The organism is Pseudofrankia inefficax (assembly GCF_000166135.1).
GTDB lineage: Bacteria > Actinomycetota > Actinomycetes > Frankiales > Frankiaceae > Pseudofrankia > Pseudofrankia inefficax.
In genome coordinates, this window is record NC_014666.1 from 4601718 (window position 1) to 4621833 (window position 20116).

The 20116-nt window shown below is 76.1% G+C and carries 16 protein-coding genes; 12 read left to right on the forward strand and 4 right to left on the reverse strand.

Annotation, left to right across the window (positions count from 1 at the left end):
• The first annotated feature begins 172 nt into the window (after positions 1–172).
• On the forward strand, positions 173–955 hold the full coding sequence (locus tag FRAEUI1C_RS18675) for an HAD family hydrolase (RefSeq protein WP_013424887.1): 783 nt from the start codon (positions 173–175) through the stop codon (positions 953–955).
• A 191-nt stretch (positions 956–1146) separates the two neighbouring features.
• Here FRAEUI1C_RS18675 and FRAEUI1C_RS18680 read toward each other — a convergent pair whose 3' ends face one another.
• On the reverse strand, positions 1147–2157 hold the full coding sequence (locus FRAEUI1C_RS18680; protein WP_013424888.1) for a DivIVA domain-containing protein: 1011 nt from the start codon (positions 2155–2157) through the stop codon (positions 1147–1149).
• A 2-nt stretch (positions 2158–2159) separates the two neighbouring features.
• A complete protein-coding gene (gene mshC / locus FRAEUI1C_RS18685; RefSeq protein ID WP_013424889.1) occupies positions 2160–3440 on the reverse strand; it encodes a cysteine--1-D-myo-inosityl 2-amino-2-deoxy-alpha-D-glucopyranoside ligase in 1281 nt (426 codons plus the stop codon).
• Between the two features lie 222 nt (positions 3441–3662).
• On the opposite strand from mshC, the gene FRAEUI1C_RS18690 reads away from it, so the two are divergent.
• From FRAEUI1C_RS18690 to FRAEUI1C_RS18705, 4 genes are all read left to right on the forward strand, one after another.
• Positions 3663–4406: an MSMEG_4193 family putative phosphomutase gene (locus FRAEUI1C_RS18690; RefSeq protein WP_013424890.1), complete on the forward strand. Its 744-nt coding sequence runs from the start codon at positions 3663–3665 to the stop codon at positions 4404–4406.
• Between the two features lie 82 nt (positions 4407–4488).
• On the forward strand, positions 4489–5352 hold the full coding sequence (locus tag FRAEUI1C_RS18695; protein ID WP_013424891.1) for an SCO1664 family protein: 864 nt from the start codon (positions 4489–4491) through the stop codon (positions 5350–5352).
• Between the two features lie 93 nt (positions 5353–5445).
• A complete protein-coding gene (locus tag FRAEUI1C_RS18700) occupies positions 5446–7632 on the forward strand; it encodes an AAA family ATPase (RefSeq protein ID WP_013424892.1) in 2187 nt (728 codons plus the stop codon).
• A 92-nt stretch (positions 7633–7724) separates the two neighbouring features.
• On the forward strand, positions 7725–9584 hold the full coding sequence (locus tag FRAEUI1C_RS18705; RefSeq protein WP_232425045.1) for a glycosyltransferase family 39 protein: 1860 nt from the start codon (positions 7725–7727) through the stop codon (positions 9582–9584).
• A 16-nt stretch (positions 9585–9600) separates the two neighbouring features.
• On the opposite strand, the gene FRAEUI1C_RS18710 is transcribed toward FRAEUI1C_RS18705, so the two are convergent.
• Positions 9601–11238: a glycosyltransferase gene (locus tag FRAEUI1C_RS18710; RefSeq protein ID WP_198318598.1), complete on the reverse strand. Its 1638-nt coding sequence runs from the start codon at positions 11236–11238 to the stop codon at positions 9601–9603.
• A gap of 476 nt (positions 11239–11714) precedes the next feature.
• On the opposite strand from FRAEUI1C_RS18710, the gene FRAEUI1C_RS18715 reads away from it, so the two are divergent.
• The 3 genes from FRAEUI1C_RS18715 to FRAEUI1C_RS18725 all read left to right on the forward strand — a co-directional run bounded on the left by FRAEUI1C_RS18715 (position 11715) and on the right by FRAEUI1C_RS18725 (position 15237).
• Positions 11715–13538, forward strand: coding sequence for a glycosyltransferase family 39 protein (locus tag FRAEUI1C_RS18715; RefSeq protein WP_013424895.1), 1824 nt, complete (start codon positions 11715–11717; stop codon positions 13536–13538).
• On the forward strand, positions 13538–14797 hold the full coding sequence (locus FRAEUI1C_RS18720; RefSeq protein WP_013424896.1) for a putative hexosyltransferase: 1260 nt from the start codon (positions 13538–13540) through the stop codon (positions 14795–14797). Before FRAEUI1C_RS18715 ends, FRAEUI1C_RS18720 begins: the two co-directional genes overlap by 1 nt.
• A gap of 245 nt (positions 14798–15042) precedes the next feature.
• A complete protein-coding gene (locus FRAEUI1C_RS18725; RefSeq protein ID WP_013424897.1) occupies positions 15043–15237 on the forward strand; it encodes a DUF5703 family protein in 195 nt (64 codons plus the stop codon).
• 15 nt (positions 15238–15252) lie between these two features.
• Here FRAEUI1C_RS18725 and FRAEUI1C_RS18730 read toward each other — a convergent pair whose 3' ends face one another.
• Entirely contained in the window at positions 15253–15537 is a 285-nt protein-coding gene (locus FRAEUI1C_RS18730; RefSeq protein WP_013424898.1) for a helix-turn-helix domain-containing protein, read from the reverse strand.
• Between the two features lie 163 nt (positions 15538–15700).
• Between FRAEUI1C_RS18730 and FRAEUI1C_RS18735 the strand changes: the two genes are divergently transcribed.
• The 4 genes from FRAEUI1C_RS18735 to FRAEUI1C_RS18750 all read left to right on the forward strand — a co-directional run bounded on the left by FRAEUI1C_RS18735 (position 15701) and on the right by FRAEUI1C_RS18750 (position 20093).
• Entirely contained in the window at positions 15701–16234 is a 534-nt protein-coding gene (locus FRAEUI1C_RS18735) for a PadR family transcriptional regulator (protein ID WP_013424899.1), read from the forward strand.
• Positions 16231–16959 (forward strand): ABC transporter ATP-binding protein, encoded by a 729-nt coding sequence (locus tag FRAEUI1C_RS18740; RefSeq protein WP_013424900.1) that lies wholly within the window; start codon positions 16231–16233, stop codon positions 16957–16959. Before FRAEUI1C_RS18735 ends, FRAEUI1C_RS18740 begins: the two co-directional genes overlap by 4 nt.
• Positions 16956–19412 carry an FtsX-like permease family protein gene (locus FRAEUI1C_RS18745; protein WP_013424901.1) on the forward strand — a complete coding sequence of 819 codons (2457 nt, stop codon included), beginning with the start codon at positions 16956–16958 and terminating at the stop codon, positions 19410–19412. The genes FRAEUI1C_RS18740 and FRAEUI1C_RS18745 overlap by 4 nt, the downstream gene beginning before the upstream one ends.
• Before the next feature lie 240 nt (positions 19413–19652).
• Positions 19653–20093, forward strand: coding sequence for a CBS domain-containing protein (locus FRAEUI1C_RS18750; RefSeq protein ID WP_013424902.1), 441 nt, complete (start codon positions 19653–19655; stop codon positions 20091–20093).
• Positions 20094–20116 lie beyond the last annotated feature (23 nt).

Here is a 20116-nt window from a genome sequence, read left to right on the forward strand (position 1 = left end):
GCGCCCCGGTCAAGTCTGCCGCGCCGGGCGCGGTCGCGCCGCACCGACAGCCCGGTATGGCTGGCTCCTCCCCCCAACCCGCCCGAGAAGTCCCGGATGTCCGTCCGCCGGGCCGCGAGCCCGGGTGCCGTCGATAGGCTCGCGAGGTGCGCCCCACCCTGGCTGACGCCCAGTGACCGCTGCCGAGACGCCTGCCACCGAGACGCCTGCCTGGCCGGCGGCCGTGCTGCTGGACATGGACGGCCTGCTGGTCGACACCGAGCACCTGTGGACGATCTCCGAGGAGGAGCTGGCCGCCCGGTACGGCCGGGAGTTCACACCGCGGATGAAGCAGGCGATGGTCGGCCACGGCATCGACACCGCGGTGCCGCTGATGCTGTCGATGCTGGGCGTCGACGCGGACCCGGCCGACGCGGGCCGGTTCCTGGTGGAGCGCACCGTCGAGCTCTTCCGTACCCCGGGCCTGGTCGAGCGGCGGCCGGGGGCGCCCGAGCTGCTGGCCAGGCTGGCCGAGGCCGGGGTGGCGACCGCGCTGGTGTCCTCGTCGTTCCGGTCGCTGATGGACCCGGTGCTCGACACGCTCGGCCGGGAGTTCTTCACCGTCACCGTCGCCGGTGACGAGGTGGCGCGGCGCAAGCCGTACCCCGACCCCTATCTGATCGCCGCGGCCGCGCTCGGCGTCGACCCGGCCCGCTGCGTGGTGCTGGAGGACAGCACCACGGGGGCGCTCGCCGGTCTGCGGGCCGGCTGCGTGACGGTCCTGGTGCCGTCGATGCCGAACCTGCCGACCCTCGCCGAGGTCGCCGCCAACACCGAGGCCGCGCTGGCCGCCACGGCCGCGCCTGGGCCCGGGTACGCCGACACCGTCGAGCTGGCGGACCGGCTGCTGCGCGCCGAGACGCTGCACGACGTGACGCCGGGCTTCCTCGCCGGCCTGGTCCCGGCCGCGACCTAGCGCCGCCACCGGCAGGTTCTCCCGTTCCGCCCGTTCCATGATCGCCGTTTCGGCCCTCTGACGGTCGTCACCGGGCCTGTTTCGTAGCCATCAGAGGGCGACAGCGGTGATCAAGGGACGCGCGGATCTTGGTGGTGGCGGCACGAGGCAGCCCGCCGCTAGCTAGGCGGGCCCTGGGCGACGGGCGACGGTCAGGGAGCTGGATCGCCGTCGGCGACGATCTCGACGTCGATGATCTCCTGGTCCGCGGCGCGGGGCGGTCCCGCCGGCGGGCTGACCGGGGTGGCCTCGACCGGGTACAGCTCGCCGTCCAGGACGTCAGCGCCGGCCGGGAACGTGCCGTGCGGCGCGCGCCGGCGGCCACCGGATAACGGGCTGCCGCCGGCGGCGGCGCGGCGCGTCGACCCGGCGCCGGGCGGCCCGGACGGCGCCGATCGCGGCGGCGGGGCGCCGGCGGGTCCCGGGCCGGCAGGCGCCTCGCCGGCCGCGCGCGAGCCGGCGGCGCCGTTCGGGCTGGCGCCGTTCGGGCCAGCCGCGTTCGGGCCGGCGGTGGCGTGTGAGCCGGCCGCGGGGCGCGACCCGCCGGCCGCCGCGTCGGCGGCCCGCGGGTCGGCGCCGGAGCTGGCCAGCTGCGCGACCGTGCGCTCGAAGTCGCCGGAGCCGACCATGCCGCGCAGCCGCAGCAGCGCGCCGAGCAGCTCGCCCTGCTGGCGGCGCACCGCCTCCAGCGTCGCCGCCGCCTCGACGATCTTCGCCTCGAGGTCCTCGTGCCGTTCCTGGGCCAGCCGGCGGGACTCCGCGGCGGCCTCGGCGAGCAGCTTGTCGGCCTGCTTGCGGGCCTCCTGGACGATCGGATGCGTCGCGCCGGCGTCGCGGACCGCGTCGTAGAGGGTCTGCTCGGCGGTCAGCCGGGCACCGCCGACGATCTCGTCGGACATCTGCTGGGCGATCGCGAGCATCCGCCCGATCCGGACGCCGGCCTGCGCCGGGTCGGTCAGGTCGCCCGCGGAACGCCGGTCACGCTCGTGGCGCAGCGCGGCCTCCGCGGCGGCGACCCGCGCGGTCAGGTCCGCGCAGTAACGCCACAGCGCCTTGATGTACCCGTCGACCTGTGCGGGGTCGTACCCACGGGCGACCAGGTCGAATTCGGCGCGCGGCGCGGCCGGCCCGTCCCCGGGCGGGTCGCGGTGACCCTGCGCCATCGTCAGCTCCCGTTCGTCTCCACTTTTCCAAGGTCTACACCGAGCAGCGCATCGACGAGCAGGCGGGTCAGCTCAGGCGCGGCCGTGTCGCCACCACCGGTGCCCGCGAGTGCCGTGGCGGCCCAGCGGTCGACGGCGCCGAGCGCCGTCGGCGTGTCCAGGTCGGAGGCCACGGCGGCCCGCACCTCGGCGAGCAGGCCGGTCGCGTCCGGGCCGGCGGGCAGCGCGACGGCCGCGCGCCAGCGGCCCAGCCTGGCCTCGGCGGCGGCCAGCTCGCCCTCCGTCCACTCCCAGTCGTCGCGGTGGGAGTGGGCCAGCAGCGCCAGCCGGATCGCCGCCGGGGCGACGCCGCGGGCGCGCAGCCGGGAGACGAGCTCCAGGTTGCCGCGCGACTTCGACATCTTGTGCCCGTCCAGACCGACCATGCCGGTATGGACGTACCGGCGGGCGAAAGGGTTGTGGCCGGTGGCGACCTCGGCGTGCGCCGAGGAGCACTCGTGGTGCGGGAACACCAGGTCCTCGCCGCCGCCCTGGACGTCGATGACGTCGCCCAGGTAGCGCCGGGCGATCGCCGAGCACTCGATGTGCCAGCCGGGCCGGCCCGGGCCGAACGGCGACGGCCAGCTCGGTTCACCGGGCTGCTCGGCCCGCCACAGCGGCGGGTCGAGCGGGTCCTTCTTGCCGCGCCGGTCCGGGTCGCCGCCGCGCTCGGCGGACAGCGCGCGCATCGCGGCCGCGTCCAGGCCGGAGACGTAGCCGAACCGGGGGGCGGCGGCGACCGAGAAGTAGACGTCGCCGTCGAGGGTGTAGGTCGCGCCGGCCGCGACGAGCTCGGTGACCATCTCGACGATCAGCGGGATGGCCTCCACGACGCCGACGTAGTGGTCCGGCGGCAGTACCCGCAGCGCGGTCATATCGGTGCGGAACAGCTCGGTCTCGCGTTCGGCGACCTCGGTCCAGTCGACGCCGTCGCGGGCGGCCCGCTCCAGCAGCGGGTCGTCGACGTCGGTGACGTTCTCGACGAACCGGACCTGGTAGCCGGCGTCACGCAGCGCGCGGTTCAGCAGGTCGTAGGTGACGTAGGTGAACGCGTGACCCAGGTGGGTCGCGTCGTACGGGGTGATCCCGCACACGTACAGCGACACCGACGGCCCGGCGGTGCCTGCCGCGGCGGGCAGCTCGGGGCCGACCGGCTCCAGCCGGCCGCGCGAGGTGTCGAAAAGGCGTGGCCGCTGACCCCGTCCGGGGAGGGTGGGAAGGGGACAGGCTGGCCAGGACCGCATGTCAGCCAGCGTAACCGGGGCCAGGAGCTGCCCGGGGCACTCCGGACAGGCACGATCAAGCCGGCGTTCGGGTGGATTCCCACCGGTCCCGGACTGGCGGGCCGCCGTGGTGCCCGGCCGGGCCGGGCACGGTCGGAACCGCCCCGGCCCGCGGACCCGGTCGGTACGGTGAGGGCCCCGGGCGGCCCGCGGCCGGGGCGGACCGGACTCGGGAGGCACGCGGTGACGACAGTGCTGCTGGTACGGCATGGGCTCACCGCGCTGACGGGCAAGCTGCTGCTCGGCTGGACCCCCGGCGTGGGGCTGGACGAGCGCGGCCTGGCGCAGGCGAAGGCGGTCGCCGGCCGGCTGGCGAAGGTGCCACTGGACGCGGTCGTCTCCAGCCCGCTGGACCGCTGCGCGCAGACCGCCGCCGAGATCGCCGCCGTCGGCCCCGACGGCGCTGCCCGCCCCGCCGTCGCGCTGGACGACCGGATCGGCGAGTGCCACTACGGCGACTGGACCGGCCAGGAGCTGGCGACGCTGGCGAAGGACCCGCTCTGGAAGGTCGTGCAGGCCCATCCGAGCGCGGTGACGTTCCCCGGCCCGCAGGGCGAGGCGCTGCGCGACACCCAGGCGCGCGGTGTCGCCGCCGTGCGCGACTGGAACGCCCGGCTCGGCCCGGACGCCACCTGGCTGCTGTGCTCGCACGGGGACGTGATCCGGGCGATCGTCACCGACGCGCTGGGCATGCACCTGGACATGTACCACCGGGTCAACGTCGACCCCTGCTCGCTGACGGTGATCCGGTACACCGAGACCCGGCCCTTCGTGCTGCGGGTCAACGACCTCGGCGGGACCGTCGACGACCTGCTCCCGAAGCCCAAGGAGGCGGCGGCCGAGGACGAGGCCGGCACCGAGGCGGCCGACGGCGCGGCGAGCGAGTCGGTCGTCGGCGGCGGCGCGGGCGTCTTCACCCCGGCCTGAGCCGTGACCGGCGGTGGCGGCGCGCGGAGTGCGTCTCGTCACAGCTGTGAAGATCCCCAGGCGGGGGCGGGAGACTAGGACGGTGGACCCAGCTGTGAGCGGCCCCACCTCCGCGGCCCACGGTGGCGGCGGAGGCCGCGCTCCTGACGTGACGGCCGCCCCGGGCCCGGCCCTGCCGGCCGCGCGGGGCGGGCCCGCCGGCCGGTCGTGCCTGGAGCCCAGCGACGCCGGCGGGCTGGACGCGGCCGGCGCGCTCGCGCTGCTGCGGACCGGGGAGCTCTCGATCGAGGGCCGCCTGGTCGAGGCGAGCAACGCCACCCTGTTTTGCGCGATCAGCGGCGGCGGCGTCGAGGCTCGCTGCGTGTACAAGCCGGTGCGCGGCGAACGGCCGCTGTGGGACTTCCCGGACGGGACGCTCGCCGCCCGCGAGGTCGCCGCCTACGCGCTGTCCGAGCAGCTCGGCGCCGGCCTGGTCCCGCCGACGGTGCTGCGCGACGGGCCGTTCGGCACCGGCATGGCCCAGCTGTGGATCGACGTCGACGAGACGGTCGACGTCGTCCGGCTGGTCCAGGGCGGCGACCGGCGGCTGCGCCGGATCGCGCTGTTCGACGCGGTCATCAACAACGCCGACCGCAAGGGCTGCCACCTGCTGCCCGCCCCGTCCGGCCGGGTCTACGCGATCGACCACGGCGTGACGTTCCACGGCGAGGACAAGCTGCGGACCGTGCTGTGGAACTGGCGGGGCAAGCGGTTCGACGCCGCCGAGCGGGCGCTGCTCGACGAACTGGCGGCGGCGCTGGCCGGCCCGTTCGGCGACCAGCTCGACGACCTGCTCACCCGCGCGGAGGTCGCCGCCCTGCGCGCCCGGATCGACCGGCTGCGCGCCGGCGACCGCTTCCCGCAGCCGTCCGACGACTGGCCGCCGATCCCCTGGCCGCCGTTCTAGCGGTCCTCCGGTGGGCCGCGTCGCCTCGCGGTCGTGGCTCAGATCGCCGCACAGTGTCGCTGGATGCACAGTGCCGCTGGTTACGCTTCGGGCATGCCGGAGGCGTCCTCACCTGTCCCTGACCCGCTGTTCGCCGCGTTCTGCGCGGCGGGGCTGTGGCCGGGGCTCGGGCGGACCAGCGCCGAGCGGCTGCCCGCTGCGGGAATCCGCTCCCCCGCCGACGTCGACCTGGCCAGGCTGTCGGCCGTCGAGGGGATGACGGGGCCGCGGGCCCGCCGGCTGCTGGATTCGTTCCGCGCGTCGACGGGCCGTTACGAGGTCGCCGGCCTGCTCGCCGACGCCAGCCTGCCGGTGCGGCTCGCCCGGGGGGTCAGCGACGAGCTCGGCGCCTCGGCGGCCGACGAGCTGCGCGCCGACCCGTGGGCGCTGCTCGCCGGCGGCGAGGCGGACCTCACCCACGCCGACCGGCTGGCCCGCTCGATGGGCCTCGGCCGCGACGACCCGCGGCGCGGGCCGGGGGTGCTCGTCCACCTGCTCACCCAGGCGGCGTCGCGCGCCGGTGACACGGCCGGGCCGGTCGAGGCCCTGCTGACGGGCGCGGGCCGCGAGGGCGTGCCCGACCCGGCGGCGGCGCTGGAGAGCGCGGTCGAGGACGGGCGGCTGCTGCCCGTCGGCGACCGGGTCGGGCTGGAGCGCTACGCGATGGCCGAGCAGGCGGTCGCCGACGGCGTGGAGCGGCTGCTGGCCACGGCCGAGCCGCTGCGCCCCGGCGAGCCACGGCGCCGCCGGGCGAAGCCTCCGGGCGTGGCCGCCCAGGCCGGCACCGACGCGGCGGCCGACGACGACGAGAGCCACCAGGCCGCCGAGCTCGATTTCGGGCTGGGCGACGACTCCGCGGACGAGGCCGACCACGAGAGCGACGAGGAGCTGGCCGGCGGCGCGCAGGGCGCGGATGGCGGCCCGGCGGCGCTGGCCGACCCGTCACCCGCGCCAGGCGGTGACGACGGGGTGGACGAGGCCGTCGCGGGCCTCGACGAGGTGCAGCTGGCGGCGGCGCGGCTCGCGCTGGAGTCCGGCGTCAGCGTGCTCACCGGCGGACCGGGCACCGGGAAGAGCCGGACCGTCGCCGCCGTCGTCCGGCTCGCCCAGGCGGCCGGCGCCGAGGTCGCGCTGGCCGCGCCGACCGGCCGGGCCGCCAAGCGCCTCGAGGAGCTGTGCGACACCCCGGCCAGCACGCTGCACCGGCTGCTGGGCGCCCAGGGCAAGGGCGGCGGGTTCGCCCGCGGCGAGCACTACCCGCTCGACGCCGAGCTGGTCGTCGTCGACGAGGCGTCGATGGTCGACGCGGAGCTCGCCGCCGCGCTGATCGAGGCGCTCGCCGACGGCACCCACCTGCTCGTCGTCGGCGACCCGGCGCAGCTGCCGAGCATCGGCCCCGGCCAGCTGCTCGCCGACCTGATCGAGTCCGGGGTCGTGCCGGTCACCGAGTTGAGCCGGCTCTACCGGCAGTCGGCCGGCGGGGCGATCGCGCAGCTCGCGACGGCGGTGCGCGGCGGCGAGCTGCCACCGCCGGCCGGCGGGGAGGACCGGGAGGTGGTCGTCGTCGCCGCGCGCTCGGCCGCCGAGGCCGCGCACCGGGTCGTGCAGCTGGTCACCGACTCGATCCCGCGGGTGCTGGGGATCGTGCCGGCCGACGTGCAGGTCGTCACCCCGGTGCACGCGGGCCCGGCCGGCACGGTCGCGCTGAACGCCGCCCTGAAGGACCGGCTGAACCCGGGCCCCGGCAAGGTCAGCGGCTTCGACGTCGGCGACCGGGTCGTGGCGACCGCCAACCACCTCGACGTCGGGTTCGCCAACGGCGAGATCGGCGTCGTCACGAAGCTCGCGGACCGGGGCGGTTTGCTCGTGACGTTCCCGGGAGGGACGCTGGAGGTGCCGGCGACCGCGCTCGGCGACCTGCGCCACGGCTGGGCCGTCACGGTGCACCGGGCGCAGGGCAGCGAGTGGCCGGCGGTCATCGCCGTTTTCCCACCGGAGGCCGGCCGGATGCTCAACCGCCCGTTGGTCTACACCGCGATCACTCGCGCCCGCGGGCACCTGTCGGTCGTCTGCGTGAACGGCCCCGCGCTGCGCCAGGCGGTGCGCTCGGCGGGCGGGCGACGGCGGGTGACGTTGCTCGCGCCGCTGCTGGCCGGCGCCGAGCTGGGCGAGCCCGACGGCGACGACGACGAGCGGGACGCGGCGGGGGCGCCCCTGCGCGAGACCGAGCCGGTCGGGTGAGCGGCGACGCGAAGGCCGCGTCCCGGCCAACTGGACGCGGGCAGGGATGGCGGGAACGTTGGGGCCGGTGGGGCCTGGGTAGCGTGCCTGGGGTGACCATCGACCCTTCCACCCCCCCGGCCCTGTTCTCGTCGGGTGACGAGCCGACGCTCGACCCGGACGCGCCACGCGCGGCGACCGCCACGGTGCCCCGCCAGGCGGCGCCCGTCGACCCCGACCCGGGCACGGCGCTGCCGCTGGTTCCGGCGCTGCCCGACGACCTCGGCCTCGGCGATCCGGCGCCCGACGCCCGCGTCGAACCACCGAGCGCGGACGCGGCCCCCGGCGGGTGGCCGTGGGCGGTCCCCCGCCCGCTGGCGCCGGTGGAACGGCTCGCCCGGCGGGTCGCGGCCAGCCCGCTGGCCGCGCGGGCCTGGCGGCACGCGCCGGTCGTGCTCATCGCCCTCGCGGTCGCGGTGGGCGGGGTGCTGCGGTTCGCGACCCCGAGCCACCTGTGGCTCGACGAGGCGCTCACGGTCGAGATCGCGCGGCGGCCCGTCGGCGGGCTGCTCACCGCGCTGCGCCACGACGGCTCACCGCCGCTGTACTACCTGCTGCTGCACGTCTGGATCAAGATCTTCGGTGACGGGGACGTCGCCGTGCGGGCGCTGTCCGGGGTGCTGTCGCTGGCGACGCTGCCGCTGGCCTGGCTCGCGGGCCTCCGGGCGGGGGCGCTCGCGACCGCGCACGGCAACGGCGACGCCGGCACGCCACGGCGGGTGGCCCGGGCGACGCTGCTGCTGTTCGCCAGCTCCCCGTACGCGATCCGGTACGGCAGCGAGACCCGGATGTACTCGATGGTCGTCCTGCTGGCGCTGGCGTTCGGGCTGGCGGTGGTGCGGGCGCTCGAGAAGTCGTCGGTGCGGCGCCTCGCGCTGGTGACGCTGGCGACCGCGGCGCTCGTCTACACCCACTACTGGACGTTCCTGCTGGTCTTCACCGTCGCGGCGTTCCTGCTGCTGCAGTCCCGGCGGCGGGCGGCCTACCGGCGCCCGACCCTGCGGGCGTTCGCCGCGATGGCCGCGTCCGCGATCCTGTTCGCGCCGTGGATGCCGTCGTTCCTGTTCCAGATGCTGCACACCGGCACCCCGTGGGCGCCGCGGGTGCAGGCCCAGGTCCTGCTGGACACCGTGTTCGACTGGGCCGGCCCGCAGTCGACCGGGGCGCTGCTCGGGCTGCTCCTGCTCGGCGGGGCGCTGCTGGGCCTGACCGCGCGGCCGAACGGCCGGGAGCTGGCCGTCAAGATCTCCGGGCGGATGCCGGGGCGCTACCTCGCGGCCGTGTGGCTGGTGCCGCTGACCCTGGCCTGGTTCGTCAACATGTTCGGCGGCAGCGCCTACACCGAGCGCTATACCGGCATCTCGCTGCCGGCCTGCCTGATGCTCGCCGCGCTGGGGCTCTCGCTGCTGACGTCACGGCGCTGGCGCAGCGGGGTCCTGGTCGTGGCGACGGCGTCGGGCCTGATCGGCGGGTTCCAGCTGTCCCGCGTCGAGCGGACCCAGGCCGGCGAGATCGCCGCGGCGATCGCCGCCCAGGCCCGGCCGGGTGACGTCGTCGCGTTCTGCCCGGACCAGCTCGGGCCGGCCGTGTTCCGGGCGCTGAACCGGCTCGGGGAGACCGACCTGCGGGAGTACTCCTACGCCGACACGAGCGGCCCGGCGCTGGTCGACTGGGTCGACTACGCCGCCCGGATGCAGCGGGCCAACGGCGCCGACTTCGCCCGGCAGATGAACACCGTCGCCGGCCCCGACCACGCCATCTTCCTCGTGAAGGCCGACGGCTACCGGTTCCTGGAGAGCTCGTGCAGCCTGGTCTCCGAGCAGCTCGGCGTCGTCCGGGACGGCAGCGTCCTGGTGAACAAGCTCCCCCTGTTCGAGGGCGCCGGCCTGGAACGCTTCTCCACGCTCCGTTAGAGAAGGTCGGTGGGCCCTAGTCCTGCGTTGTGGTTGATTCTGCCGTGTGGGCTGCGCCATGGCGCAGGACTGAAGGAGCCTGCCCGGCCGGGCTGTCGCCGCGGCCCAGCGTTGTCGCGGTGGCGAGGATGAGCAGGGCCATGGGCAGGGTGTAGTGGTTGAAGAAGGACTGCTTGTTCAGCTCGACGACCGTCAGCAGGACCAGCGCGCCGCCGGCCGCGAAGCCGGTGGCGTCGCCGCGGGCCCGCCAGGCCAGCAGGTAGGCGACGGCCAGGGCCACGGCGGTCACCCCGAAGCCGACGTGGATGCCGTAGTGGTCCGCCCAGCCGGGGACCGACAGCGAATGGTCGAGCACCGGGTAGTCGAGGTTCGCGCGGACCGCGTCGTGGAAGAACGCGGCCGGGTCGTCGAGCACCCAGGGCGCGACGATCGCGAAGCCCAGGCCGCAGGCCGCCGCCGTCCGGCGCGGCCCGAACGCGGGCCACAGCGCGGCCACGGGGACGAGCAGGGCCACGTGCTGCTTGGTCGCCAGGGCGACCGCGAACGCGACGACGGCGAGCGCGCCCCGGCCCGAGCAGGCCGCCCACATCATCACCGCGAGGCAGCCGACGAGCAGCGGCTCGGTCCAGGACTGCTCCAGCGCGTAGCAGTACGACGGGAAGATCAGCACGAGCAGTGGCAGCACCGGCATCCAGGGCGCCGAGGCCGCGCGCGGGGCCAGCGCCCGGGCCGCGCAGACGGCGACGACGAGCGCGGCGAGCAGGCCGTAGCGGACGTCGCCGACCAGCAGCCGGAAGGGCGCCAGGAGGATCGACGTCGCCGGCAGGTACGGGTAGACGTCGGTCAGCCCGCCGTGCAGGTCGCCGGGCCGGCCCGTGGCCCAGACCTGGTGGTACATGTTGACGCCGTCGCCGAGGCCGGCCGAGGACTCCTGCAGCAGGTGGAAGACGTCGATCCGCGGATCGGGCGCGGCGAGCACGGTCGCGACGCCCGCGCCCGTGGCCAGCAGCAGCACCGCCGTGAACGCCCGCCGGCCGCGCAGCGCCGCCCACACCCAGGCCGCCGCCGGGCTCGCCGGGCGGGACGGCCGGGCCAGCGCCGCCAGGACGCCCGCGGCGGCGAGCAGGCCGGCGGTGATCTGCAGCCACTTCGCGACGCCGACGAACTCACCGTGGCCGTAGTAGTGCGGGTGGCGCAGCGGCGGGCCCAGGCCGACGAGCAGGGCGACGGCGACCCAGGTGACCCGCCACGACAGCCACGGGGTCGGACGGCCCAGCCGCCGGGCCGCCAGCCGCACCGGCCGGCCGAGGACGCTCGCGGCCGAGCCGTTGCCCGCGAGCAGCGCGACGGTGGCCGCGACGACGGCCCACCCGACGAGCACGGCCGTCATCGCGTAGCCGCCGTAACGACCGTCCTTCGCCGCGATCCCGACCGAGAGCGCGGCCCAGCCGGCCAGCAGCCCGGCGACCCGCGCCGCCACCGGCGCGGCCAGTTCGCCCCCAGGCTCCCTCTTCGGCCCGGTCGGCTCGCTCACCGGCGCACGCGGCTCGGCGCCCTGCTGGGCCCCGTGCTCGGCCAGCGGCTCGGCCGGCTCAGGTGGCTCGGCCGCCGGGCGCAGCGGCACGCTGCGCGCCTCGGGGACGGGAGTGGCCATGACGGCACCATGCCAGACCCGGGCGGAACCGGCCGCGACCGGGCGTCTCGCCACTCCGCCGCCGAGACCACCACCGACCCCGTCACGGACACCGCGACCGACACCCCGGCCGACACCGGCCGCCGGCCCGGTCGCGGTCGGCCCAGCCCCCGGACGCACCCGAGGCGACGGGGCGATCACGACTGGTACGGAAGGACTGCGTACCGCCCCGACCAGGCAGGGCCCGGCCGTGTCGCGTTGGCGACGCATGCGAGACTGGGCGCGCACACCGGCCATCGCCGGTCGCGCCACCGCGCCCTGCCGCTCGGGCCCCGACGTCGGCAGACGCGGCGGCGCGTCAGGGGGGACGCGGGCCGCGGTGAGACGCCGTCGGCACCAGCGACTCTGCGGGACTCAGTGACTCGGCGGGACCAGTGACTCGGCAGGACCAGCGGGTGGCGCACGCCCCCGACGGACAGGGACGGAGAGGACTGACCGTGACGGACGTCGCGGTCCGGCCGGCGGAGCGCATCCCCGAGCCGGTCGACACGCCGAACAGGCGCCCCACCCGGGCGGACCGGATCTTCCAGGCCGTGATGCTCGTCATCCTGGCCGCCGCCGTGCTCGTGCGGTTCTCCGCCAGCCAGGACCTGTGGCTCGACGAGGCGCAGAGCGTCGCGATCGCGAAGCTGCCGCTGACCGGCCACGGGCCGACGATGTTCACCGGCCTGCGCGAGGACGGCTCCCCGCCGCTCTACTACCTGTTCCTGCATTTCTGGGTCAGCGCGTTCGGGACCGGCAACGTGGCGGTGCGGACGCTGTCCGCGCTGTTCAACCTGGCCGCCGCCGGGCCGCTGTTCCTGCTCGGCCGCCGCCTCGTCGGGACCAGGGCGGCGCAGGTCTCGGTCGTGCTGTACATCACCTCGCCGTTCGCGCTGCGGTTCGCGACCGAGACCCGGATGTACAGCCTGATCGTGCTGCTGACCGCGCTCGGCGGCCTCGCCGTCGAGCGGGCGCTGCGCAGGCCGTCGCTGCTCTCCGCCGTGTACGTCTCGCTGTGTGCCGGTGGGCTGGCGCTCACCCACTACTGGTGTCTGTACCTGCTGCTCACGGTCGGCGGCTGGCTGGTGCTGCTGTGGTGGCGCCCGCCGTTCCTGTTCCGCGCGGACCGGGCCAACGCGGCGCGCGCCGCCGCGGGCGGGCCAGGCGTCGACGAGGCGACCGAGGACGCCGTCGCCGACGCGCTGGAGCTCACCGGGCTGCCCACCGACCCGAGCCTGCTCACCGCCGTCGGCCCGCCCGACGCGGCGGCCCGCGCCGCTCGGCACTCGGCGATCGCCAGCGCCTCCCGCGACGCGGCCGCCGGTCTTCGGCCACGGTTCCCGGCCGGGGGCCGCCGTGGGGCGTTCACCGCGCTGGCCGGCATCGTCGGCGGCGCGATCGTCTTCTCGCCGTGGCTCTCCGAGTTCCGCTTCCAGTCGAAGCACACCGGCACCCCGTGGGGCGAGCCGGCGAGCTACGCGGCGATCTCGCACGCCTACGGGCAGTGGGCCGGCGGCCCGTCGACCGTCGGGCGGATCCTGCTGCTGTTCGTCACCTGCCTGGTGGCGCTCGGCATCGCGGGGCGCGGGCTCGGCGGGCGGTTCGTGCTGTTCGACCTGAAGGGCTCCGAGCCGGCCCGGACGCTGTTCTTCCTCTCGACGGGCACCCTGTTCGTCGCCGTCACCGCCGGGCAGGTCGTCGGCAACGCCTGGGCCGACCGGTACACCGCGACGGCGTTCGTGCCGTTCCTGCTGGTGATCGGCCTGGGCGCCACGGTCGTGCGCAGCGAGCGGTTCTTCCGGGTCACCGTGGTGATCTGCGCGTTGGCCGGCGTCGTCGGCGGCTTCAGCGACGTGAGGATGCAGCGCACCCAGGCGAACGAGGCCGCGGCGCACCTGCGGATCGACGCCAAGCCCGGTGACGTGCTGCTGATCTGCCCCGACCAGCTCGGTCCCGGCCTGGCCCGCACGATCCCGGCCGGGCTGAAGGCCCACCTGATCCCGACGTGGGCGCCGCCGGACCGGGTCAACTGGGTCGACTACGAGCAGCGCAACAAGGCCGCCGACCCGGTCGCCCTCGCGCAGCGGGCCGTCGCCGAGGCGGGCCCGGACCACCAGATCTTCCTCGCGGACTCGAACAGCTACCGGACCTACGAGACGCTGTGCGTGGACATCCAGGACAAGCTGCGCGCCCTGCGGCCGAAGGCGACGCTGGAGATGGGGCAGGGCGAGCCGGCGAAGGTCTACGAGAACTACCAGCTCGTGCGGTACCAGCCGTAATGCCCGCGCTGCGGACCGGGCAGCCGGGCGCGCACCGGGCGGCCCGCCGGCCCGCTGACGACGCCGACACCACCGTCGGCGCCGTCAGCGCACCCGCCGACCCGCCGGACGGCTCCGGGCCGCCACGGCGCCAGGGCCTGACCGGTCCCGGGCCGGAGGGCAGCCTCGCGGACCGCTGGTACCTGCGGGAGGCGGCTGCGGCGTGGGTCGGCGGCCGGATCGTCGTCGCCGCCGCGCTCGGGCTGGTGCACTTCCTGGTCGGCTCGGTCGCCGACAACCACGGGGTGCTCAAGCACACCGGCCTGCTGGGCTGGGACGCCGGCTGGTACCAGGAGATCGCCACCCACGGCTATGGCGGCGCCGGCGAGGAGAGCCGCCGGTTCTTCCCGCTGCTGCCGATGATCGGGCGGGTGCTCGGAGCCGTCGTCGGGCACCAGGGCGCGATCCTGCTGGTCGTGGTGAACGCGCTCGCGTTCGCGTTCACCGTGCTGCTCGCGCGCCTCGCCAGCCAGGAGGGCTTCGACGACGCGACGGTCCGCCGGGTGATCTGGCTGTCGGCGCTGGCCCCGCCCGCGTTCGTCCTGGCGATGGGCTACGCCGAGGCGCTGGCGCTGACGCTGTCCGTCGGGGCGTTCCTTGCCGCCCGTAACGGGCGGTTCGGGCTCGCCGCCGTGGCCGGCCTGCTGAGCGGGCTGTGCCGGCCGCTGGGCCTGCTGCTGGTCGCGCCGATGGCGATCGAGGCCGCCCGCGGGGCCCGTGGCGCCGGGCCGCGCGGCTGGCTGACCCGCCTGGCCGCCGCGGTCGGGCCGGCGGCCGGCGCCGGGATCTACCTGGCCTGGTCGGCCGCCACCTACCATGACGGGCTCGCGCCGCTGACCATGCAGCGCGACGCGGCCCGCCACGGCGCGACCGGCAACCCGGTCTCCGTCGTCTGGCACGCCGCGACCGGTGCCCTGCACGGCAACGTCGGCACCTCGCTGCACGTGCCGTGGCTGCTGCTGGCGATCGCCGGCCTGGTGGTGATGGCCCAGCGGCTGCCGGTCAGCTACACGGCGTGGTGCGGGCTGATCCTGCTGACCGTGCTGACCGGCTCGAACCTGGACTCGACCGAGCGCTACCTGCTCGGCGCGTTCCCGTTCCTGTTCGTCGCGGCCCTCATGACCGGTCACCGCACCGTATGGCCGCTCGTCCTGACCGCGTCGACCGCGATGATGACCGTGTACGCGACGCTCGCCTTCACCCTGGCGTACGTGCCGTAGCCGACCACCCTGGCGTACGGGCAGTAGCGACGGGCCGTGACGGGGCCGCCAGCCTGGGCGGACACCACACCGTGGGACGCGTCACCGGTTCGTCGAGTGCACCCGAAACACGCCCCGGCGGGCTACCCGGCCGTTACCGTGTCGACACCGACTACCCCGCCGGTCCCGGTCAGCCCCCGTTGGGCCCGGCGGCCGGCAAGGACGCGGCCTCACCTGGAGGCGTCCGTTCCCCTCGGAGGATGCGGATGGATTTGGAGTACCAGCGGCTGTACATGCCGGCGGGCACCGACCGCCGGACCGCGCAGCAGGTCCTGACCATGCACGCCGAGTTCGGTGACTGGGAGCTGCACCGGCTGCGGCTGTTCCCCGACGGCTCCCGGCGCGTGGTGCTGCGCCGCCGTCGGCGCCCGGGCAGCCTCCCCGGTTACCTGCCGACCTAGGGGGCCACGGCCGGGTCAGGCCGAGATGCGGGTCGCCACGTACTCCAGGGCGTCGCCCGCATGGCCACAGGCCGCGGCGATCTCGTCCAGGGAGATGCCGAGGACGGCGCCCAGGGCGGCGACCGTGAAGAACGCCGGGGTCGGGATCCGGCCCGACTCGATCTTGCGGATCGTCTCGGCCGACACGCCGGCCAGCTCGGCGACGCGCACCATGCTGCGGTCGCCTCTCGCCGCCCGCAGCAGAGCCCCGAGCCGCTCCCCGCGCGCCCGTTCGTGGCTGGTCAGCGGTGTCCGCACCATGCGACGCATCCTAGTCCCGTGATAGTTATCCCGCTTCGCGCGCCGGCCCCGTTAACACGACCGTTGCATGACCCCGACGGGCACCCTCGCGGCGCCGACCGGCGGCGGCCGGACTCTGGGCCCGTATACATGGCGCGTATACATGCTATGTATAGTCCGTCGCATGTCGATCGGACACACGCTGCTAGGTCTGTTGGAGAGCGGGCCCCGGCACGGCTACGACCTGAAGCGCGGCTATGACGAACGGTTCGGCCACGACCGGCCGCTGCACTACGGCCAGGTCTACGCGACCCTGTCGCGGCTGCTGAAGAGCGGCCTCGTCGAGGTCGACGGCGTCACCCCCGGCGACGGGCCGGACCGCAAGCGGTACGCGATCACCGCCGCCGGCGTCACCGACGTCGAGCAGTGGCTCGCCCAGCCCGAGCGTCCGGAGCTCTACCTGCAGAGCGGGCTCTACACGAAGCTCGTCATCGCGCTGCTCACCGGCCGGCCGGCCGCCGACATCCTCGACCGGCAGCGCGCCGAGCACCTGACGGCGATGCGGGCCCTGACCCGGCGCAAGCTCGACGGCGACCTGGCCGACCAGCTGGTCTGCGACCACGCGCTGTTCCACCTGGAGGCCGACCTGCGCTTCCTGGAGACCGCCGCCGCCCGGCTGGACGCCCTCGCGGCCGAGATCAAGGAGGCGCGGCCATGACCGCCCCCGAGCACGCTCCGGCCGTGACGCTCGCCGAGGCGCCCCTAGCCGGCCCTGGCGCGCTGCTGGCCGCCGTCGAGGTGCGCAAGGCGTTCGGCGCGACGACGGCCCTGGCCGGGGCGAGCCTGCGCGTCGACGCCGGCGAGGTCGTCGCGCTGATGGGGCCGAGTGGCTCCGGCAAGTCGACGCTGCTGCACTGCCTGGCCGGGATCGTCCGTCCGGACGCCGGCGAGGTCCACTACGGCCCGCACCGCCTCTCGGCGCTGTCCGAGTCGGCCCGCAGCGCCCTGCGCCGCGGCGACTTCGGCTTCGTCTTCCAGTTCGGACAGCTCGTCCCCGAGCTGACCTGCGCCGAGAACGTGGCCCTGCCGCTGCGCCTGGCCGGGGTGGGCCGGCGGGATGCCCGTGCCCGGGCGCTGGCGGCCCTGGGCCGGCTCGGCGTCGAGGACGTCGCCGCGAAGCGGCCCGGCGAGGTCTCCGGTGGCCAGGGGCAGCGTGTCGCGGTCGCCCGGGCGCTGGTGACCGAGCCGAAGGTCGTCTTCGCCGACGAGCCGACCGGGGCGCTGGACTCGCTCAACGGCGAGCAGGTGATGCGGCTGCTCACCGAGGCCGCGCGGGAGACGTCCGCCGCGGTCGTGCTGGTCACCCACGAGTCCCGGGTCGCGGCCTACTCCGACCGGGAGGTCGTGCTGCGCGACGGCCGGACCACGGACGCCGCCTCATGAGCACGGCGACCGCCCCCACCCGGCCCGTAGGCGACCTCACCGGTCCGGGCCCGCGCGGCTGGCTGACCGAGCTGCTGCTCGGCGCGCGGCTGTCCCTCGGCGGCGGGCGAACCGCGTGGCTGCGCACCGCGATGACCGGCCTGGGAGTCGGGCTCGGCGTCGCGCTGCTGCTCGTCGCCGCGGCGGCGCCGTCGATCCTCGCCGACCGGGACCACCGCCGCGACGCCCGTACCTGGATCTCGAACGCCACCGCCGCGCGCACCGACGCCACCGTGCTGATCCGCGCGTACGAGACGCGGACCCACGGGAAGATCATCGACGGCGCCGTCGTCGCCGCGGACGGGGCGCACCCGCCGGTACCGCCCGGCCTCGCCGCGCTGCCCGGGCCGGGGCAGATGGCCGTGTCCCCCGCGCTGGCCCGGCTGCTGGACTCGCCGCGCGGTTCGCTGCTCGCCGAGCGGCTGCCCTACCAGCGGGTCGCCGAGATCGGCCGGGCCGGGCTCGCCGGGCCCAACGAGCTCTACGTCTACCTCGGCGCGGCCCCTGGCGCCCTGCCCGACCCCGGCCCGGCCGGCGAGACCGCCCGGATCGACCACTTCGGCACCCCGCCGGCCTCACAGCCCGTGCCGCAGGCGCTGACGGTGCTCATCGTCGTGATCGCGGTGGCGCTGCTGATGCCGATCGGGGCGTTCACCGCGACCGCCGTCCGGTTCGGCTCGGACGCCCGCGACCGCCAGCTCGCCGCCGTCCGCCTGGTCGGCGCCGATCCGTGGATGGCGCGGCGGATCGCGACCGGCGGCGCCCTCACCGGGGCGTTCGCGGGCCTGCTGGCCGGCGCGGCGCTGTTCGCGGCCAGCAGGCCGCTGGCCGAGCACGTCATCCCGTTCAGCACCGGGGTCTACGCCGGCGACATCCGGCCGAGCCTGACGCTGGCGGTGATCGCCGTCGCCGCGGTGCCGCTGGCCGCCGTGGCGGTCACGTTGTTCTCGCTGCGCCGGGTCGTCATCGAGCCACTCGGCGTGGTGCGCCGGGGCCGTCCGGCCCGCCGCCGGGTCGCCTGGCGGGTGCTGCTGCCCCTGCTGGGCCTGGCGCTGCTGTGGCCGGTGCACGCCACCGGCACGAGGGCGATGTCCGGGACGACGACGGCGCAGCTGGCGGCGGGCGTCGTGCTCGTCCTCGCCGGGGTGGCGGTGCTGCTGCCGTGGGTCGTCGAGGCGGCGCTGCGCCGGCTCGGCGGCGGGCCGCCGGCCTGGCAGCTGGCCGTCCGGCGGCTGCAGCTCGACAACGCGACGACGGTCCGGGCGGTCGCCGCGATCTCGGTCGCCGTCTCCGGGGCGATCGCCCTGCAGATGGTCTTCACCGCGGCCGAGCACCGCTTCACCACCCGCGCCGACACCACGATTCCGACCGGCGCCGAGCCCGGCACCACGCGGCTGCTCATCCAGACGGACACCCCCGGCTCGACCGCCACCCGGCTGGGCCAGCGGCTGGCCGGCGTGGCCGGGATGAGCCGGGTTTGGTCCTTCGCGTCGGGGACCGTCAGCGGCGCCGACGGCGACGCGGACAGCGGGCCGAGCGGGGGCCTGGCCGTCGCCGGCTGCGCGACCCTGCGGACGCTGGCGACGCTGCCCTCCTGCGCCGACGGCGACGTCTTCCTCGCGGCCGAGCCGGTCACCGGACCGCGCGGCGCGATGCCCGGCGCTCCCCCGCTGAGCGCCGGCCCGGCCGCCGCGGGCTGGATCCCGGCGCCCGGCGGGATGCTGCCCGGCCCGGGCACCCGGGTGACCGTGGGGACGCCCGGCGCCGAGTCGCTCGGCGCCTGGACGATCCCGGCCGGCGCGCGGACCGTGCCGGCACTGCGCGAGACCCCGAGCTACACCGCGGTGCTCGCGACCCCGGGCGCGCTCCCAGCGGGGGTGCTCGACGCGCTGACGGTGACCGCCTACGCGGACCTGCCGGACGACCTGCCGGACGGCCTCGACCGGGTCGAGAACGCCGTCGCCGCCGTCGACCCGTTCGCCACCGTGTACGGGCGGGACGCCGACCTGGTCCTCCCGCTGTTCGGGCAGGTCCGCATGGTGATGTACGTCGGGATCGTCGCCGTCCTGGCGCTGATCGGCGCGAGCCTGCTGGTGGGCATCGTCGAGCAGCTGCGCGAGCGGCGCCGGGTGCTCGCCGTGCTCGTCGCGTTCGGTGCCCGCGGCCGGACGCTGGCGGCGTCGGTGCTGTGGCAGACGGCGGTGCCGATGGCGCTCGGGGTCACCGTCGCCGTCGGCGTCGGGATGGGGCTCGGGTCGGCGCTGCTGCGCCTGGTCGGGCTGCCGACCAGCTTCGACTGGGCGAACATCGCGACGGTCGCGGCGACCGCCGCCGGCGCCGTGCTGGTCACGACGGCGGCGAGCCTGCCGGTCCTGCGCCGGCTGATGCGCCCGGACGGCCTGCGCACCGAGTAACGGCGAAGCCGGCCCCGGGCACCGCGGCGGCCAGGAAAGGGCCTGAAGGTCACGTGGCTTGGCGGCCGGCGGGCGGGTATCACCCAGGCGGCCCGCCGGCACCAGGCGACGGCGCCAGGGACGCGGCCCGGACCGTCCGCGCCGCCGCGCCCGCCGCCGACCATCGCACCGGCCGCCGCCAGCCACCGCCCGCGACCCGGCCACTGGCGTCCGGCCGGAGCCGTCCAGCAGAGGAGCCACATGACCACCGCACGCGACATCATGCACCGGGACGCCACCTGCATCGGATCGACCCAGACGCTGCTCGACGCCGCCCGCAAGATGCGGGACCTCGGCGTCGGCGCGCTGCCGATCTGCGGCGAGGACGACCGGCTCCAGGGCATCATCACCGACCGCGACATCGTCATCCGGTGCCTGGCCTCCGGGGGCGACCCGGGGACGACGCCGGCGAGCGCGCTCGCCCAGGGGACCCCGCTCTACGTCGACGCCGACGCCAACCTCGACCAGGTGCTGGCCCGGATGAGCGAGAAGCGGGTCAAGCGGGTGCCGGTGATCGACAACCACCGGCTCGTCGGCATGATCAGCGAGGCGGACCTCGCCTCCTGCGGCCGGCTGTCCGAGTCGCAGCTCGGCCAGCTCGTCGAGGCCGTCAAGTCCGGCCCGGCCGACCGCCCCCTCTGACCAGCGCGGCGAGGCCCGCCGTG

What these genes read in the sequence shown, in the direction of transcription:
- FRAEUI1C_RS18680 (WP_013424888.1), bottom strand. Translation starts at nt 2,157, where the DNA reads ATGGCGCAGGGTCACCGCGACCCGCCCGGGGACGGGCCGGCCGCGCCG.
- mshC (WP_013424889.1), bottom strand. Translation starts at nt 3,440, where the DNA reads ATGCGGTCCTGGCCAGCCTGTCCCCTTCCCACCCTCCCCGGACGGGGT.
- FRAEUI1C_RS18700 (WP_013424892.1), top strand. Translation starts at nt 5,446, where the DNA reads ATGCCGGAGGCGTCCTCACCTGTCCCTGACCCGCTGTTCGCCGCGTTC.
- FRAEUI1C_RS18710 (WP_198318598.1), bottom strand. Translation starts at nt 11,238, where the DNA reads ATGGCCACTCCCGTCCCCGAGGCGCGCAGCGTGCCGCTGCGCCCGGCG.
- FRAEUI1C_RS18720 (WP_013424896.1), top strand. Translation starts at nt 13,538, where the DNA reads ATGCCCGCGCTGCGGACCGGGCAGCCGGGCGCGCACCGGGCGGCCCGC.
- FRAEUI1C_RS18725 (WP_013424897.1), top strand. Translation starts at nt 15,043, where the DNA reads ATGGATTTGGAGTACCAGCGGCTGTACATGCCGGCGGGCACCGACCGC.
- FRAEUI1C_RS18730 (WP_013424898.1), bottom strand. Translation starts at nt 15,537, where the DNA reads ATGGTGCGGACACCGCTGACCAGCCACGAACGGGCGCGCGGGGAGCGG.
- FRAEUI1C_RS18735 (WP_013424899.1), top strand. Translation starts at nt 15,701, where the DNA reads ATGTCGATCGGACACACGCTGCTAGGTCTGTTGGAGAGCGGGCCCCGG.
- FRAEUI1C_RS18740 (WP_013424900.1), top strand. Translation starts at nt 16,231, where the DNA reads ATGACCGCCCCCGAGCACGCTCCGGCCGTGACGCTCGCCGAGGCGCCC.
- FRAEUI1C_RS18745 (WP_013424901.1), top strand. Translation starts at nt 16,956, where the DNA reads ATGAGCACGGCGACCGCCCCCACCCGGCCCGTAGGCGACCTCACCGGT.
- FRAEUI1C_RS18750 (WP_013424902.1), top strand. Translation starts at nt 19,653, where the DNA reads ATGACCACCGCACGCGACATCATGCACCGGGACGCCACCTGCATCGGA.